This window comes from Geodermatophilus normandii, assembly GCF_003182485.1.
Classification (GTDB): Bacteria; Actinomycetota; Actinomycetes; order Mycobacteriales; family Geodermatophilaceae; genus Geodermatophilus; species Geodermatophilus normandii.
The window spans coordinates 2,976,310-2,992,871 of record NZ_QGTX01000001.1; the positions used below are offsets into that span (position 1 = coordinate 2,976,310).

Sequence of the window (16,562 nt, forward strand, 5' to 3'; positions counted from 1 at the left end):
GTGTTGTGGAAAGCGGCGGGCAGGCGGGGACGGTGCGGGCCGAGGACGTCCGCACCCGTGACCGCGTGACCGCGCTGCTGCTCGAGCACGGCCCGCAGACCGCCAGCGAGCTGGCCGGGCGGCTGGGCGTCAGCCCCGCCGCCGTCCGCCGCCACCTCGACGCCCTCGAGGCGCAGGGGCGGGTCGAGGAGCGCACCACCGCGGGCGCCCAGCGGGGGAGGGGCCGGCCCGCCCGGCACTTCCACCTCACCGACGCCGGCCGCTCCGGCTTCGCCCACGCCTACGACGACCTGGCGCTCACCGCGCTGCGCTACGTCGCGGCCTCCGGCGGTCCCGACGCCGTCCGCGCCGTCGCCCAGGCACAGCTGGCGGGTCTGGAGCAGCGGGCGTCCGACGCCGTCGCCCGGACCACCGGCGCGCCGGTCGAGCGGGCCCGGGCGCTGGCCGAGGCGCTCACGGCCGAGGGTTACGCTGCCTCGGCCTCCGCGATCGCCAGTGGCGGGCAGCTGTGCCAGCACCACTGCCCCGTCGCGCACGTGGCGGCGGAGTTCCCGCAGCTGTGCGAGGCCGAGACGGCGGTGATCGGCCGGCTGGTGGGTACGCACGTGCAGCGGCTGGCGACGATCGCCCACGGCGACGGCGTCTGCACCACCCACATCCCGGGGCCGGCGCACGCCGCTCCTGGGCACCCGCGGCCTCGTCCGGAGGCTCACCCCGAGCGTGCGAGGGGTGAGGGGGACGAGGTCCTTCCTCACATCCGTGTGGGGAACAGAACTCCCCCCGCACGCCCTGTACCAGGTGAGCGAGCAGCGCGGGTCCCGCGCACCGCACCGTCCACCAGCACCACCCCCACGAACGACCGGGAGAGGACGCCCGCATGACCAGCACCCAGCAGCCGGTGACCGGCCAGCCGCTGACGCAGGACGAGCAGATCGAGCAGCTCGGCCGCTACCAGTACGGCTGGGCCGACGCCGACGTGGCCGGGTCCTCCGCCCGCCGCGGCCTGTCCGAGGACGTCGTCCGCGACATCTCGGCGCGCAAGGACGAGCCCGAGTGGATGCTCGAGCGCCGCCTCAAGGCGCTCAGGCTCTTCGACCGCAAGCCCATGCCCGACTGGGGCTCGGACCTCTCCGGCATCGACTTCCAGAACATCAAGTACTTCGTGCGCTCCACCGAGGCCCAGGCGACCTCGTGGGAGGAGCTGCCCGAGGACATCAAGAACACCTACGACAAGCTCGGCATCCCCGAGGCGGAGAAGCAGCGCCTGGTCGCCGGCGTCGCCGCCCAGTACGAGTCCGAGGTCGTCTACCACAAGATCCGCGAGGACCTCGAGGAGCAGGGTGTCGTCTTCCTCGACACCGACACCGCCCTCAAGGAGCACCCGGACCTGTTCCGCGAGTACTTCGGCTCGGTCATCCCGTCCGGCGACAACAAGTTCGCCGCGCTGAACACCGCGGTGTGGTCGGGTGGCTCGTTCATCTACGTGCCGAAGGGCGTGCAGGTCGAGATCCCGCTGCAGGCCTACTTCCGGATCAACACCGAGAACATGGGCCAGTTCGAGCGGACGCTGATCATCGTCGACGAGGGCGCCTACGTGCACTACGTCGAGGGCTGCACCGCGCCGATCTACAAGTCGGACTCGCTGCACTCCGCGGTCGTCGAGATCATCGTCAAGAAGAACGCGCGCTGCCGGTACACGACCATCCAGAACTGGTCGAACAACGTCTACAACCTGGTCACCAAGCGGGCGATCGCCCACGAGGGCGCGACCATGGAGTGGATCGACGGCAACCTCGGCTCCAAGGTCACCATGAAGTACCCGGCGGTCTGGATGACCGGCGAGCACGCCAAGGGCGAGGTCCTGTCCATCGCCTTCGCGGGCGAGGGCCAGCACCAGGACGCCGGCGCCAAGATGGTGCACGCGGCGCCGAACACCTCCTCGACGATCGTGTCGAAGTCGGTGGCGCGCGGCGGCGGCCGGACCTCCTACCGCGGCCTCGTGCAGATCGACGAGGGCGCGCACGGCTCGAAGTCGACGGTCAAGTGCGACGCGCTGCTGGTCGACGCGATCAGCCGGTCGGACACCTACCCCTACGTCGACGTCCGCGAGGACGACGTCGCCATGGGCCACGAGGCGACCGTCTCCCGGGTCAGCGAGGACCAGCTCTTCTACCTCATGAGCCGCGGCCTGTCCGAGGACGAGGCCATGGCGATGGTGGTCCGCGGGTTCGTCGAGCCGATCGCCCGCGAGCTGCCCATGGAGTACGCCCTCGAGCTCAACCGGCTCATCGAGCTGCAGATGGAAGGTGCCGTCGGCTGATGTCGGCAGAGAACACCCCCAGCACCACCGGCCTCACCACCGAGTCGGCCGTCCTCGCCGGCGAGCTGTTCGGCGAGGGCGTCGGCACCCAGGCCGGCCCGCCCGCCGTCCCCGCGGCGGGCACCGGCACGGCCGGGCAGGCCGCCCCGGGCTCGCACTCGCACGGCGGGACCGCCCCGACCGGCTCGCCGGCCGAGCGGTTCACCTCGACCGACCCGGACGCCTTCGGCGTGCCCACCGGCCGCGAGGAGACCTGGCGCTTCACCCCGATGCGCCGGATCCGCCCGCTGCTCGACGGCGCGGCGCCCTCGGGGACGGGGTCCGACGCGCACCTGACGTGGACGACCGACCTGCCCGAGGGCGCCGAGCTCGTCTCCGTCGACGCCGACGACCCGCTGCTCAAGGGGCTGCCCGAGCCGGTCGACCGGCTCGCCGCCCTCGCGCGGCAGCGCAGCGGCGGCGCCGCCGTCGTCCGGATCGCGCCCGAGGCGCGGCTCGACCGCCCGGTCACCCTCGGCCTGGCCGGCACCGGGTCCGAGGACGTCGTGTGGGGCCAGCTGGTCGTGGAGGTCGGGCGGTTCGCCGAGGCGACCGTCGTCCTCGACCACAGCGGCCTGGCCCGCTACGCCGGCGGCGTCGCCGTCGTCGTGGGTGACGGCGCGCAGGTGACCGTCGTGTCCGTCCAGGACTGGGCGCCGGGCGCGGTGCACGGCGGGCAGTTCGACGCCGTCGTCGGCCGCGACGCCAGCTACAAGCAGGTCGTGGTCACCCTCGGCGGCGACCTCGTCCGGCTGGTCAGCAACGTCCAGTACGCCGGTCCCGGCGGGTCGGCGGAGCTGTTCGGCGTCTACTTCTCCGACGAGACGCAGCACCAGGAGCACCGCCTGTGGGTCGACCACGCGGTGCCCAACTGCTCCAGCAACGTGCTCTACAAGGGCGCGCTGCAGGGCGAGGGTGCGCGCACGGTGTGGATCGGCGACGTCCGCATCCGCCCCGCGGCCACCGGCACCGACACCTACGAGCTCAACCGCAACCTGGTGCTCACCGACGGCGCCCGCGCCGACTCGGTCCCCAACCTGGAGATCGAGACCGGCGAGATCGTCGGCGCCGGCCACGCCAGCGCCACCGGCCGGTTCGACGACGAGCAGCTGTTCTACCTCTGCTCGCGCGGCATCGACGCCGAGACCGCCCGCCGCCTGGTGGTGCGCGGCTTCTTCGCCGACGTCGTCTCGCGCATCGGCATCGACGCGCTGCAGGACCGGCTGATGCGCACCATCGAGACGCGTCTCGGTGCGCTGCCGGGCCTCGACGAGCAGCCGGTCGAGGTGGCCTGACCCATGGCCTTCGAGCGGGTCTGCGGCCTGTCGGAGATCCCGGAGAACGGGGCCCTGCGGGTCGAGCTGGCCGACCTCGACGTCGCCGTCGTCCGCTACGAGGGCGAGGTGTACGCCCTGCAGGACCTCTGCTCGCACGCCGAGGTCCCGCTGTCGGAGGGCGACGTCGAGACCCTCGACGGCGCCCCCACCATCGAGTGCTGGCTGCACGGGTCGTGCTTCGACCTGCGCACCGGCGAGCCCACCAACCTGCCGGCCACCGAGCCGGTCGACGTCTACCCCGTGCGCCTGGAGGGGGAGGACGTGCTGGTCGACACCGAGCTCGACGGCCGCCTCCCGCTGGCGTCGGGCAACTGAGGAGCGAGAAGAGAAGTGTCGGTTCTGGAGATCCGCGACCTGCACGTCACGGTCGGCGAGGGCGACGACGCCAAGGAGATCCTCAAGGGCGTCGACCTGACCGTCCGGTCGGGTGAGACCCACGCGATCATGGGCCCCAACGGGTCGGGCAAGTCCACCCTGGCCTACTCGATCGCCGGGCACCCGAAGTACACGATCACCGGCGGCACGGTGACCCTCGACGGCGAGGACGTCCTCGCGATGAGCGTCGACGAGCGCGCCCGCGCCGGCCTGTTCCTCGCCATGCAGTACCCGGTCGAGGTCCCCGGCGTCTCGGTGTCGAACTTCCTGCGCACCGCCGCGACCGCCGTCAAGGGCGAGGCGCCGAAGCTGCGCACCTGGGTCAAGGACGTCCGCACGGAGATGACCGCCCTGGAGATGGACCCGGCGTTCGCCGAGCGCAACGTCAACGAGGGCTTCTCCGGCGGTGAGAAGAAGCGTCACGAGATCCTGCAGATGCGGCTGCTGCAGCCGAAGGTCGCCATCCTCGACGAGACCGACTCCGGCCTCGACGTCGACGCGCTGCGGGTCGTCTCCGAGGGCGTCAACCGCAGCCGCGCGGAGGGTGACGTCGGCGTCCTGCTGATCACCCACTACACGCGGATCCTGCGCTACATCAAGCCGGACTTCGTGCACGTGTTCGTCAACGGCCGCGTCGTCGACGAGGGTGGCCAGGAGCTGGCCGACAAGCTCGAGAACGAGGGCTACGCCGCGTACGTGAAGGACTCGAAGGAGACCGCGACCGCATGACGCAGACCGCCTCGCGTCCTCCGGGGACGCGTGTCCCGCTGCCCCTGGACGTCGAGGCGATCCGGGCGGACTTCCCGATCCTGACGCGCACCGTGCGCGACGGGAAGCGGCTGGTGTACCTCGACTCCGGCGCCACCTCGCAGAAGCCCCGCAGCGTCCTCGACGCCGAGCGCGACTTCTACGAGAACCACAACGCCGCCCCGCACCGCGGCGCCCACCAGCTCGCCGAGGAGGCCACCGGTCTCTACGAGGCGGCCCGGGCGCGGATCGCTGCGTTCATCGGCGGCGCCGTCGAGGAGGTGGTGTTCACCCGCAACACCACCGACGCGATCAACACCGTCGCCTACGCGCTGTCCAACGCCGCCACGGCCAAGGAGCCGTCCTTCCGCCGGTACGCCGTCGGCCAGGGCGACGAGATCGTCGTGACCGAGATGGAGCACCACGCCAACCTGGTGCCCTGGCAGCAGCTGTGCGAGCGCACCGGCGCGACGCTGCGCTGGCTGGGCCTCACCGACGACGGGCGGCTGGACCTCTCCGACCTCGCCACCGTGGTCAACGAGCGCACGAAGCTGGTCGCGGTCACCCAGCAGTCGAACATCCTGGGCACCATCAACCCGCTGGAGCCGATCGTCGCCCGGGCCCGCGAGGTCGGCGCCCTGGTCCTGGTCGACGGCGCCCAGTCGGTGCCGCACCAGCCGGTCGACGTCGCCACGCTCGGCGCGGACTTCCTGGTGTTCTCCGGGCACAAGATGCTCGGGCCCACCGGCGTCGGCGTCCTGTGGGGCCGGTACGAGGTGCTCGACGCGCTGCCGCCGTTCCTCACCGGCGGCTCGATGATCGAGGTCGTGCGGATGGAGGGCAGCACCTTCATGCCGCCGCCGCAGCGCTTCGAGGCCGGGGTGCCGATGACCGCGCAGGTGGTCGGGCTCGGCGCCGCCGTCGCGTACCTGCAGGACCTCGGCATGGACCGGGTGCAGGCGCACGAGGAGGCCCTCACCGGCTACGCCCTCGAGCAGCTGCAGGCCGTCCCCGGCGTCACCGTCATCGGCCCGCCCGACACCGTCGCGCGCGGGGGAGCGGTGTCGTTCACCGTCGAGGGCATCCACCCGCACGACGTCGGCCAGGTCCTCGACGACCTCGGCATCGCCGTGCGCGTGGGGCACCACTGCGCCTGGCCGGTGGTCCGGCGCTACGGCGTCCCGGCCACCACCCGGGCCACGTTCTACGTGCACACCGGCTACGACGACGTCGACGCGCTGGTGGAAGGTGTGCGGGCCGCGCAGCGTTTCTTCGGTGTGACGCCGGAGGAGGCAACCGCCTGATGCAGCTCGAGTCGATGTACCAGGACATCATCCTGGACCACTACCGCAACCCCCACGGCCGCGGCCTGCGGGACCCGTACGAGGCCGAGGTGCACCACGTCAACCCGACCTGCGGGGACGAGGTGACGCTGCGGGTGCACCTGGACGGCGACACGATCGCCGACGTCTCCTACGAGGGCATGGGCTGCTCGATCAGCCAGGCGTCGGTGTCGGCCATGTACGACCTGGTGGTCGGCAGGTCGGTCACCGAGGCGCTCGGCACCGGCGAGCACTTCGTGACGCTGATGCAGAGCAAGGGCGACGCCGCGGTGGCCGAGAAGCTCGAGGACGAGCTCGAGGACGCCGTCGCGTTCGCCGGGGTGTCGAAGTACCCCGCCCGCATCAAGTGCGCGCTGATGAGCTGGATGGCCCTCAAGGACGCCTCCGCCCGCGCGCTGGCAGCCACCCCCACCGGAGGACAGGCATGAGCGAGACCACCGAACCCACGACGGCGGACGAGACCCCGGAGCTGCCGGCCTACAAGTCGGCGCTGCTCGAGGACGTCGAGGAGGCCATGCGCGACGTCGTCGACCCCGAGCTCGGCGTCAACGTCGTCGACCTCGGCCTGGTCTACGGCATCGACGTCGACGACGACAACGTCGCCGTCCTGGACATGACGCTGACCTCGGCGGCCTGCCCGCTGACCGACGTCATCGAGGACCAGGCGCGCCAGGCCCTGACCGGCGGCCCCGGCCCCGGCCTGGTCGACGACATCCGGATCAACTGGGTGTGGATGCCGCCGTGGGGCCCGGACAAGATCACCGACGACGGGCGCGAGCAGCTGCGCGCGCTCGGCTTCCGGGTGTGACGCTGCTCCCCGACCTCCTCGATCGACTGGCCGCCGGGGACGACCCGCCGGCGGACCGCAGCGTGATCGTGCTGCCCGCGCCCTCCGGGGCGCGGGCAGTCGTCGTCGGGGGCAGCGCCTGGCACGTGGTGGCCGCCGACGTCGACCCGTCGTGGGTGGCCGGCCAGGTGGCCCCCGACCCGCTGGCGCTGCCGCTGGGCGCGCGCTTCCTCGCCGCGCTCGCCGACCGGATCGGCGTGGAGCCGGGGGTGGTGGACGCCGTCCTCGTCGCCCCGCCGGCCGCCGGTCCCGGCCTCGACCTCGTGCCCGCCGAGCTGGACCACCCCCGGGTCGCCCGGGCGCTGCTGCACCGCACCGACGTCCGGATCTGGACGACGCCGGACGGCTGCGGGCTGCTCACGCTCGGCCGCGGCGTCGCGGGCCGGTGGGAGGTCAGCGTCGAGGTCGACGCCGCCGCCCGCGGGCGGGGACTGGGCACCGCCCTGGTCGCGGCCGCCCGGTGGCTGGTGCCCGGCGGCGCGCCGCTGTGGGCGCAGGTGGCGCCGGCCAACACCGCCTCGCTGCGTGCCTTCCTGGCGGCGGGCTACCGGCCCGTGGGCGCCGAGTCGCTGTTCGGCGCCTGAGGCCCCTCCGGCCGGGACTCAGCGCATCTCGGCCAGGCGCTCCCCGAACCCGGCGACCGGCCGCAGCTCCCGGCGAGCGCCCAGCCCCAGCAGCCCGGTCCCGACGACGAGCACGGCGGCCAGCGGCAGCGGCAGCGCCGCCACCACGAGCCCGGCCGTGAGCGTGACCGCCGTCACCGCCCCGGTGAGCAGCGCCGCCCGGACCGCCGCGCGGGCGCCCAGCGCCATCGCCGCGGCCGCGGCGAGCAGCACGAGCGCCGGGCGCAGCGCGCCGGGCTGCAGCACCGCGGCGACCGTCGACGGCGCCGCGGCGGTGACCAGCCCCGGGCCCCACGCCGGCCAGGACGGCCCGTCCAGCAGCCGCGGGCCGGCCGCGACGAGCAGCGCGGCCGCCGCCGGCAGGCTCCACGCCTCGACCACCGTCGACCCGGCCAGCGCGGCCGCCGTCCAGCCCGCCGCGCCGAGCTCCGCCGCGCCGGTGCGCCAGGCGGCGGCCGCCTCGGGGGAGTCGTCCCGCCGCCGGGCCAGCAGCGCGCCCCAGCCGCAGGACAGCACGCCCTGGACGGCGAGGTGCAGCGCCAGCGGGGCCCACGCGGCGTCGACCGCGAGCACGACCAGGGCCGCGCCGGCGCAGACGGCACCGACCGTGCCGGTGGGACCGCGCAGGTCGGCCGCCATCCCGGGCCGGGCGGCCAGGGTGGCGGCGAACAGCCCGGTCAGCGCCGCGGCGGCCGCGCCGGGGGAGAGCAGTCCCGCGGGGACCGCCAGCAGCGCCGCCGCGGCGAGGCACCCGGCCGCCGACGGCACGGCGTCGGGCCGCTCGTCGCGCCGGACCGCGGCCACACCGGCCGCGGGCAGGGCCGTGAGGACCAGCAGCGCCACCAGCGCCGGCCAGCGGGCGGCGGCGACCAGCTGGGCGACCGCCAGGACCACGAGGACGATCCCGGCGGCGGAGGCGGCCGGCAGCAGGAGGCCCCGTCGCCAGCCGGTCAGCGTGGCCGAGGCCGTGCTCGCCAGCAGGACGCCGAGCCAGCCGGCGAGGGGCAGCGAGACGGGACCGCCGGTGGACAGCGCCGCACCGACCGCGCCCCCGCCACCGTCCCGGCGACCACGGGCACCAGCCGCGGCGGCCCGAGCAGCGAGCCGACCGCGCGGTCCAGCCGCACCAGCAGCAGTCCCGCCGCGGCGGCGACGGTCAACCCGGCCGACAGCCAGCGGGCCGGGCCCGCGGCGGTGGCGGCGGTCAGCAGCCCCGCGGCGACGCCGGCGACGAGCCACGGCACGGTGGTGAGCAGCGCGACGCGGGCCAGCGGGCGGCGCGCGCCGAGGGGGACCGCGAGCCCGGTCAGCGCGACGGTGAGCAGCAGGACGGTGCGCGGAACCCCGTCGGGCACCAGGGCCAGCGACCGCAGGGCCGCGACCTGCAGCGCGATCCACGCCGCCAGCGGCCAGCTCAGCGGGCAGGGGAGGAGGACCCGGAGGCTGAGCAGGACCCCGGCCACCACCAGCGCCGGCAGCGGACCGGCCCCGAGCGGGGCGTCCCCGACGGCCACGCCGGTCAGCGCGAGGGCGGCGGCCGCGGCCGCGCAGGCCTCCTCGGTGTCGCGCAGCCGTGCGCGCGCCGCCCACGCCGACGCGCACCCGGCGACGAGGGCGGCCAGGAGGACGCCGATCCGGGCGACGTCGCCGGCCAGCCGGGGCCCGGCCAGGGCGGCGGTGACCAGCAGCACGACGCCGACGGTCAGCAGCACCTGCGGCGGCCGGATCCGCGCGGGCAGCGGAGCCGGGTCGGGCGCGGGGCCGGCGGGCCGGCGTAGGGGAGCGGGGGCACCGGCGCGCTCGTCATCGCCGTCCCCCTCACCCGCCCGTCGGGCCCACGCTAGGGGCGGTCAGCGCATCTGCGCGACCCAGGCGACGGCCTCCCGCGCCTGCTGGCGGCGGCGCTCGTAGGTGGCGCCGACGACGAGCAGCAGCAGGCCGGCGGTGGCCAGCGTGACCCAGCGCGGGACCAGCGGGGCGTAGGGCGCCAGCCGGCCCAGCACGACCACCAGCAGCGCAGCGGCCCCGACGACGAAGGGCGCCTGCCGGTGGGTCAGCGTGCCGGCCACGGTGAGCGCCGCGGCCGCCGCGACCACGACCACCAGCCGTGCGGCCGTCGGCTCGACGACCACCACGAGGGCCGACGGCAGGAGGGCCACCGCCAGCCCGGGGCCCTCCGCCGCCCAGGACGCGGCGCCCGCGCGCAGTGCCGGGACGGCCAGCAGCAGCAGTCCCGCGGCCGCCGGGAGCGTGTAGACCTCCGGCGTGCGGATGTCGGCACCCGCCGCGGCGACCCACCCGGCCAGCACGAGGTCGGCCACCGCGAGGACCGCCACCGGCCGCCGTCGCGCGGTCAGGGCGTAACAGCCGGCGGCCGCGCCGACGACCGCGAGGTCGACGGCCACCTGGCCCCACGCAGCGGCGTCCGCGGCGACCCCGCCGGCGACGAGCCCGGCGAGCGTGCCGGGGACCGCCGCGGCGACCTCCTCCGGCGTCCCGGCGCGCAGCGCGGCCACCGCGAAGGCGGCCGCGCCGGTGAGCGCGAGCAGCAGCGCGGCCGGCGCCGGGTCGAGCAGCCGGCCCTCCAGCGCCACCAGCACCGCCAGCCCGGGCGCGCACACCGCCGCCGCGGTGGCGGCGGGACGCACGGCCGGGCGCAGCGCCGCGGCGAGGACGGCAGGCACGGCCGCGGCTCCGACCAGCAGCGCCAGCGGCCCCTCCCGTCCGGTGAGGTCGAGGACCGTGCCGCCCGCGCCGGCGAGGGCGGCGCCCACGGCCAGCACCGCGCACAGGGCGGGCCCGGCCACCCGGGGCGCCGCCGCCGCGGTCAGCAGCACCAGCCCCAGCCCGGCCGCCGCGACCGTGCCGGTGACGCCGAGCCCGGTCAGGGACCCGGCCAGGGCCAGGCCGGCGACGCCCGCCACGACGGCCGCGGCGGTGCGGCCCTCCGGCAGGCGGGGCGCCAGCCGCGGCTCGCGCAGCAGCACCGCCGCTCCGGCCGCCGCCGCGGCCAGGACGGCCGTCGCGCCCCAGCTGTCGACCGCTCCGCCGACCCAGGCCAGCGGCACGCCCAGCAGCACGCCGGCCGCCCCGGTCAGCCCGCCCAGCACCAGGGCCACCGGGTGCAGGAGCCGGCGCAGCACGAGCAGCACGAGGACGTCGAGCAGCGCGGTGCCCAGCAGCACCGCGACCCCGGCGGCGCCGTCGGCGAGGCCGGCCGGCAGCAGCAGCCAGCCGGCGGGTTGCGCGGCGAGCAGCGCGACCAGCGGCCAGGTGACGGTGCTGCGGGTGAGCCGCCCCAGCCCCAGCGCCGCACCGGCGGTGACCGCGCACGACAGTCCTGCCCACAGCCGGCCGGGGACGGTGTCGGCGCCCCACAGGCCGAGCGCGTGCGCGGCGGCGAGGTCGATCACCAGGAGCGCGGCCCCGGCGGCGGCGAGGGCCTCCTCGGTGGCGCGCAGGCCCCGGCGGGCGCTCCAGGCGGAGGTGGCGCAGGCAGCGGCGGTGACGGAGGCCATGACCGCGGCCTGGAAGGTCACGCCCAGCCGGGTCCACGCGACCGCCACGAAGGCGGCGGCCGCGGCGACGACGAGCAGCGCGCCCAGGCCCAGGAGCACCTGCTGGGGGCTGAGCCGCCGGCGCGGTGCCGGCGGGAGCGCGGGCCCGGCCGGAGGAGGCGGGAGGGCGGGGACCACGCGGGCTCCGGCGGCGGAGCCCACGCGGGAGCCGGAGGGGGGACGGGGACCGGCGCGGGACGGGGACCGGCGCGGGACCCCGGGCCGCGGCGCGCAGCGTGGCCACCAGGGCGTCGCGCTCCCGGGCGAACTCGTCGATCGTCGCCCCCATCCGGGCCACCACCGTGGCCGCCTGCGCCACCGCGGGCAGCCCGCAGGTGGCGCAGGAGGCGGGCGCCGGTACGGCCGGCGTCCCGCAGACGGGGCAGGGCAGCCCCCAGGTCGGCGTGCTCATGGGCGGGATCGTGACGTGCGGCCGCCGGGAGCGGAACCGGTCTCGTCCGGACTGGGGACGCAGGGGCTGCTGTGGACGTCACCCGGCAATCCGCTCCGGTTCCGGCCGGGGAGCGCCTACCCTGGGATCAGTGATCACGACGACCGGCCTCGAACTGCGCGCCGGCGCCCGCATCCTCCTCGGCGACGTCAGCCTGCGCGTGCAGCCGGGCGACCGCATCGGTCTGGTCGGGCGCAACGGCGCCGGCAAGACCACCACGCTCACCACGCTCGCCGGTGAGCGCCTGCCGCACGCCGGCAGGGTGGAGGTGACCGGCGAGATCGGCTACCTCCCGCAGGATCCGCGCAGCGGCGACCTGGACGTCTCCGCCAGCGACCGCGTGCTCTCCGGCCGCGGCCTCGACGTCCTCAGGGCCCAGCTGGTCAAGGCGCAGGTCGCCATGGCCGAGCCGGCCGACGACGCCGAGCGCGACCGCGCCGTGCGCCGGTACGGGCGGCTGGAGGACCAGTTCGCCGCACTCGGCGGGTACGCCGCGGAGAGCGACGCCGCCCGCATCTGCACGGCCCTCGGCCTGCCCGACCGGGTCATGGGCCAGCCGCTGCGGACGCTGTCGGGCGGCCAGCGGCGCCGGGTCGAGCTCGCCCGCATCCTGTTCTCCGACGCCGAGACGCTGCTGCTCGACGAGCCCACCAACCACCTCGACGCCGACTCGATCTCCTGGCTCAAGGGCTTCCTCGCCTCCCACAAGGGCGGCCTGGTCGTCATCAGCCACGACGTCGAGCTGCTCGACGCGGTCGTGAACAAGGTCTGGCACCTCGACGCCAACCGCGCCGTCGTCGACGTCTACAACCTCGGCTGGAAGCCCTACCTCCAGCAGCGGGAGACCGACGAGCGTCGCCGCCGGCAGGAGCGGGCCAACACCGAGCGCAAGATCGACGCGCTGACCTCCCAGGCCGACAAGATGCGCGCCAAGGCCACCAAGGCGAAGGCCGCGCAGAGCATGGACAAGCGCGCCGCGCGGCTGGCCGCCGGTCTGGAGGACGTGCGCGTGCAGGACCGGGTCGCCAAGCTGCGGTTCCCGACGCCGGCGCCGTGCGGGCGCACGCCGCTCACCGCCGAGGGCCTGTCCAAGAGCTACGGCTCGCTCGAGGTGTTCACCGACGTCGACCTCGCCGTCGACCGGGGTGCGCGGGTCGTCGTCCTGGGGCTCAACGGGGCCGGGAAGACGACGCTGCTGCGGATGCTGGCCGGCACCGAGGTCCCCGACACCGGCGAGGTGCAGCCGGGCCACGGGCTGCGGATCGGCTACTACGCGCAGGAGCACGAGACGCTCGACCACGACCGCTCGCTGCTGGAGAACATGCGGGCCGCCGCGCCGCAGAGCACCGACACCGAGCTGCGGCGGATCCTCGGCGCCTTCCTGTTCTCCGGCGACGCCGCCGACCAGCGCGCCGGCACGCTGTCCGGCGGTGAGAAGACGCGGCTGGCGATGGCCACGCTGGTCGTCTCCGGCGCCAACGTGCTGCTGCTCGACGAGCCGACCAACAACCTCGACCCGGCCAGCCGCGAGCAGGTCCTCGACGCGCTGCGCACCTACGCGGGCGCGATCGTGCTGGTCACCCACGACGAGGGCGCCGTCCGCGCGCTCGACCCGGACAAGGTGATCCTGCTGCCCGACGGCACCGAGGACGCCTGGAGCGAGGACCTCGCCGACCTCGTCGAGCTGGCGTAGCCCCTCGTCGGCCCGCCGGCCGGCACCGCAGGCGGGCACCGTCCCCGGCTGCGCCGTGCCGCTCCGCGCGACCCACCTGCGATCTTCCCGCTCGCGTGGCCGCGTCGCCCGGGCTGGGTGATCATCGACGCGGGAGGCCGTCGTCATGGGGACGGCGGCACCACGCGAGCCAGCACCCGGTGGGCCGGCGACCCGCGCCGGCGCCCAGGGCTGCGACGGAGGGGAGTCATGGCCGACTCGAGCACGGACCTCGGCAAGGGCAAGCGGATCACCGGAGGGGACCGCACGTCCCTCGCCGATGAGCTGAAGAAGCGCTACGACGGCGGGGAGAGCATCCGGTCGCTGGCCACCTCGACCAACCGCTCCTACGGGTTCGTGCACCGGCTCCTGTCGGAGTCCGGTGCCACCCTCCGCAGTCGTGGCGGGGCCAACCGGAACAGCAAGAAGAGCGCGTGACGGCGGTCGACACCGACGGCTGGGTCCGCACCGGCCGCGACGGCGCCGTCCTGACCGTCACGCTCGACCGTCCCGACCAGCTCAACGCCCAGACGCCGGCGACCTGGGCGGCGCTCAAGGCCGTCGGCGACTCGCTCGACGACGACGTCCGCGTGGTCGTGGTGCGCGGCAGCGGCCGCTCCTTCTCCGCGGGCCTGGACCGCACCCTGTTCAGCGCCGACCCCTCGACGGCGGGCGGCCTCGGCCAGCTCGGGTCGATGCCGGCGGAGCTGGCCCAGGAGCGCATCCGCGAGTACCAGGCCGGGTTCCGCTGGCTGCGCTCGCCGGGCATCGTGTCGGTGGCCGCGGTGCAGGGCCACGCGATCGGGGCCGGTGCGCAGCTGGCGCTGGCCTGCGACCTGCGGGTGATGACCGAGGACGCGTCCCTGCGGCTGCCCGAGGCCACGCTCGGGCTCGTCCCCGACCTCACCGGCACGAGCACCCTGGCGGAGCTGGTCGGCTACGGGCGGGCGATGGAGGTCTGCGTCACCGGCCGGCCGGTGACCGCGGCGGAGGCCCTGACGTGGGGCGTGGCCAACGCCGTCGTCCCGGCCGGGGAGCTCGACGGCGCGGTGGCCACGCTGGTCGCCGCGCTCACCGCTCCGCCGGTGGGCGCGGTCCGCGAGACCGCGGCGCTGGTCCGCTCCGCCGTCCGCAGCTCCCCGGAGGCGCAGGACGCCGCCGAGCGGGCCGCCCAGGCCCGGCGCCTGGCCGAGCTGGCGGGGCGCTGAGCCGACCGGAACAGCGGGGGACCGGTGGCTGTTCTCGTTGCCGCCGGTCCCCGTCTCCGGCTGAGGAGGTCACCGCATGAGCAGCCCCATGACCTCCATGGCGGCGATGCGTTCCTTCCGCCGCGACCCGTCGGTCACCTCGCGTGAGCTGCCGAAGGGCACGGTGCGCCGGATCCTCGGCGTCGCCCGGCCCTACCGGCGCGAGCTGACGGGGTTCCTGCTGCTGGTGGTGGCGTCCTCGGTCATCGGGGTCATCACGCCGCTGCTGGCCGGCGACATCATCAACCGGATCGCCCGCCTCGACGGCACCGCCGGCGGCATCGTCCGCATCGCGCTGCTGATCGCGGGCCTGGCCGTGGTCGACGCCGGCATCTCGGTGGCCACCCGCTGGTACTCCGCGCGCATCGGCGAGGGCGTCATCTACGACCTGCGCGCCCGCGTGTTCGAGCACGTCCAGCGGATGCCGGTCGCGTTCTTCACCCGCACGCAGACCGGCGCGCTGGTCAGCCGCCTGAACAACGACGTCGTCGGCGCGCAGCAGGCGTTCACCTCGACCCTGTCCGGCGTCGTCTCCAACGTCATCGGCCTGGTGCTCACCGCCGGCGTCATGTTCTCGCTGTCGTGGCAGATCACGCTGCTCTCGCTGGTGATGGTGCCGCTGTTCGTGCTGCCCGCCCGCCGCATCGGCAGGCGGCTGCAGGAGATCACCCGGGAGTCCTACGGCCTCAACGCGTCGATGAACGCGACGATGACCGAGCGGTTCAACGTGGCCGGCGCGCTCCTGGTCAAGCTGTTCGGCCGCCCTGCCGCGGAGGCCGAGAGCTTCCGCGGGCGCGCGGCGCGGGTGCGCGACATCGGCGTCCTGTCGGCCATGTACGGCCGCACCTTCTTCACCGCGCTCACGCTGGTGGCGGCGCTGGCCACCGCGCTGGTCTACGGCCTCGGCGGCTGGCTGGCCTTCGACGGGTCGCTGTCGCCGGGCGACGTCGTCGCGCTGGCGCTGCTGCTGTCGCGGCTGTACGGCCCGCTGACGGCGCTGTCCAACGTCCGGGTCGACGTCATGAGCGCCATGGTCAGCTTCGACCGCGTCTTCGAGGTGCTCGACCTGCCGCCGATGATCGCCGAGGCACCCGACGCGGTGCCGCTGCCCGCCGACGACCGGTCCGTCGAGTTCGACTCCGTGTCGTTCAGCTACCCGGCGGCCGCGGACGTGTCGCTGGCGTCGCTGGAGGACGTGTCGCTGCCCGAGCACGGCGGGCCGACGGCGGTGCTGCACGACGTGTCCTTCCGCGTCGAGCCCGGGCAGCTCGTCGCGCTCGTCGGGCACTCCGGTGCCGGCAAGTCGACGATCGTCAACCTCGTGCCGCGGCTCTACGACGTGACCTCGGGGGCCGTGCGGATCGGCGGCGTCGACGTCCGGCAGGCGACGCTGGCCTCGCTGCGCGACACGATCGGCGTCGTCAGCCAGGACGCCCACCTCTTCCACGACACCATCCGCGCGAACCTGCTCTACGCCCGGCCCGAGGCCACCGAGGAGCAGCTGTGGGCGGCGCTGACCGGCGCCCGGATCGCCGCGCTGGTCGCCTCGCTGCCCGACGGGCTGGACACCGTGGTGGGCGACCGCGGCTACCGGCTCTCCGGCGGGGAGAAGCAGCGGCTGGCCATCGCCCGGGTGCTGCTCAAGGCGCCGGGCGTCGTCATCCTCGACGAGGCGACCGCGCACCTCGACAGCGAGTCGGAGGTGGCCGTGCAGCACGCGCTGGACACCGCGCTGGCCGGGCGGACGTCGCTGGTGATCGCGCACCGGCTGTCGACCATCCGCAGCGCCGACCAGATCCTCGTCGTCGACGACGGTCGCATCGTGGAGTCGGGCACTCACGAGGAGTTGCTGGCGCTCGGACGGCGTTACGCCGACCTCTACCGGACCCAGTTCGCCGACGGCGAGCGTCGGACGGTCGGCGCGGCGTAGCAACTAGCGTTCCTCCTGCCCCAGCAGCACCAGGA

At 75.3% G+C, this 16,562-nt stretch carries 16 protein-coding genes; 13 read left to right on the plus strand and 3 right to left on the minus strand.

What is annotated here, in order from left to right; translation table 11 throughout:
• Positions 1 to 5: 5 nt before the first annotated feature.
• From JD79_RS14485 to JD79_RS14525, 9 genes are read left to right on the plus strand one after another with little or no spacing between them, the layout of a single operon-like run.
• The gene (locus JD79_RS14485) at positions 6 to 881 is read left to right on the plus strand and encodes a helix-turn-helix transcriptional regulator (protein ID WP_110006083.1); all 876 of its coding nucleotides are present in this window, start codon (positions 6 to 8) and stop codon (positions 879 to 881) included.
• Positions 878 to 2,320, plus strand: coding sequence for a Fe-S cluster assembly protein SufB (gene sufB, locus JD79_RS14490; RefSeq protein ID WP_110006084.1), 1,443 nt, complete (start codon positions 878 to 880; stop codon positions 2,318 to 2,320). Before JD79_RS14485 ends, sufB begins: the two co-directional genes overlap by 4 nt.
• Entirely contained in the window at positions 2,320 to 3,654 is a 1,335-nt protein-coding gene (gene sufD / locus JD79_RS14495) for a Fe-S cluster assembly protein SufD (protein WP_110006085.1), read from the plus strand. Before sufB ends, sufD begins: the two co-directional genes overlap by 1 nt.
• A 3-nt stretch (positions 3,655 to 3,657) precedes the next feature.
• Positions 3,658 to 4,011 carry a non-heme iron oxygenase ferredoxin subunit gene (locus tag JD79_RS14500; RefSeq protein ID WP_110006086.1) on the plus strand — a complete coding sequence of 118 codons (354 nt, stop codon included), beginning with the start codon at positions 3,658 to 3,660 and terminating at the stop codon, positions 4,009 to 4,011.
• A gap of 15 nt (positions 4,012 to 4,026) precedes the next feature.
• Positions 4,027 to 4,800 carry a Fe-S cluster assembly ATPase SufC gene (gene sufC, locus JD79_RS14505; RefSeq protein ID WP_110006087.1) on the plus strand — a complete coding sequence of 258 codons (774 nt, stop codon included), beginning with the start codon at positions 4,027 to 4,029 and terminating at the stop codon, positions 4,798 to 4,800.
• The gene (locus JD79_RS14510) at positions 4,797 to 6,122 is read left to right on the plus strand and encodes a cysteine desulfurase (protein ID WP_110006088.1); all 1,326 of its coding nucleotides are present in this window, start codon (positions 4,797 to 4,799) and stop codon (positions 6,120 to 6,122) included. Before sufC ends, JD79_RS14510 begins: the two co-directional genes overlap by 4 nt.
• Entirely contained in the window at positions 6,122 to 6,589 is a 468-nt protein-coding gene (sufU, locus tag JD79_RS14515) for a Fe-S cluster assembly sulfur transfer protein SufU (protein ID WP_110006089.1), read from the plus strand. Before JD79_RS14510 ends, sufU begins: the two co-directional genes overlap by 1 nt.
• Complete coding sequence (locus JD79_RS14520) at positions 6,586 to 6,969, plus strand: metal-sulfur cluster assembly factor (protein WP_110006090.1); 384 nt, start codon at positions 6,586 to 6,588, stop codon at positions 6,967 to 6,969. Before sufU ends, JD79_RS14520 begins: the two co-directional genes overlap by 4 nt.
• Positions 6,966 to 7,592 (plus strand): GNAT family N-acetyltransferase, encoded by a 627-nt coding sequence (locus JD79_RS14525; protein ID WP_110006091.1) that lies wholly within the window; start codon positions 6,966 to 6,968, stop codon positions 7,590 to 7,592. Before JD79_RS14520 ends, JD79_RS14525 begins: the two co-directional genes overlap by 4 nt.
• An 18-nt stretch (positions 7,593 to 7,610) precedes the next feature.
• On the opposite strand, the gene JD79_RS14530 is transcribed toward JD79_RS14525, so the two are convergent.
• The 3 genes from JD79_RS14530 to JD79_RS14540 form a co-directional block, all read right to left on the minus strand.
• Positions 7,611 to 8,525, minus strand: coding sequence for an SCO7613 C-terminal domain-containing membrane protein (locus JD79_RS14530; RefSeq protein ID WP_110006092.1), 915 nt, complete (start codon positions 8,523 to 8,525; stop codon positions 7,611 to 7,613).
• A gap of 56 nt (positions 8,526 to 8,581) precedes the next feature.
• Entirely contained in the window at positions 8,582 to 9,343 is a 762-nt protein-coding gene (locus JD79_RS14535; RefSeq protein WP_170149212.1) for a hypothetical protein, read from the minus strand.
• Between the two features lie 138 nt (positions 9,344 to 9,481).
• Entirely contained in the window at positions 9,482 to 11,326 is a 1,845-nt protein-coding gene (locus JD79_RS14540) for an SCO7613 C-terminal domain-containing membrane protein (RefSeq protein WP_110006094.1), read from the minus strand.
• 404 nt (positions 11,327 to 11,730) lie between these two features.
• Here JD79_RS14540 and JD79_RS14545 point away from each other — a divergent pair, with 404 nt between their 5' ends.
• From JD79_RS14545 to JD79_RS14560, 4 genes are all read left to right on the plus strand, one after another.
• Entirely contained in the window at positions 11,731 to 13,332 is a 1,602-nt protein-coding gene (locus JD79_RS14545; RefSeq protein WP_110006095.1) for an ABC-F family ATP-binding cassette domain-containing protein, read from the plus strand.
• A 228-nt stretch (positions 13,333 to 13,560) separates the two neighbouring features.
• Positions 13,561 to 13,788 carry a helix-turn-helix domain-containing protein gene (locus JD79_RS14550; protein WP_093578674.1) on the plus strand — a complete coding sequence of 76 codons (228 nt, stop codon included), beginning with the start codon at positions 13,561 to 13,563 and terminating at the stop codon, positions 13,786 to 13,788.
• The gene (locus tag JD79_RS14555; protein ID WP_110006096.1) at positions 13,785 to 14,558 is read left to right on the plus strand and encodes an enoyl-CoA hydratase/isomerase family protein; all 774 of its coding nucleotides are present in this window, start codon (positions 13,785 to 13,787) and stop codon (positions 14,556 to 14,558) included. Before JD79_RS14550 ends, JD79_RS14555 begins: the two co-directional genes overlap by 4 nt.
• A gap of 76 nt (positions 14,559 to 14,634) precedes the next feature.
• Positions 14,635 to 16,527: an ABC transporter ATP-binding protein gene (locus JD79_RS14560; RefSeq protein ID WP_110006097.1), complete on the plus strand. Its 1,893-nt coding sequence runs from the start codon at positions 14,635 to 14,637 to the stop codon at positions 16,525 to 16,527.
• The last annotated feature ends 35 nt before the right edge of the window (positions 16,528 to 16,562 follow it).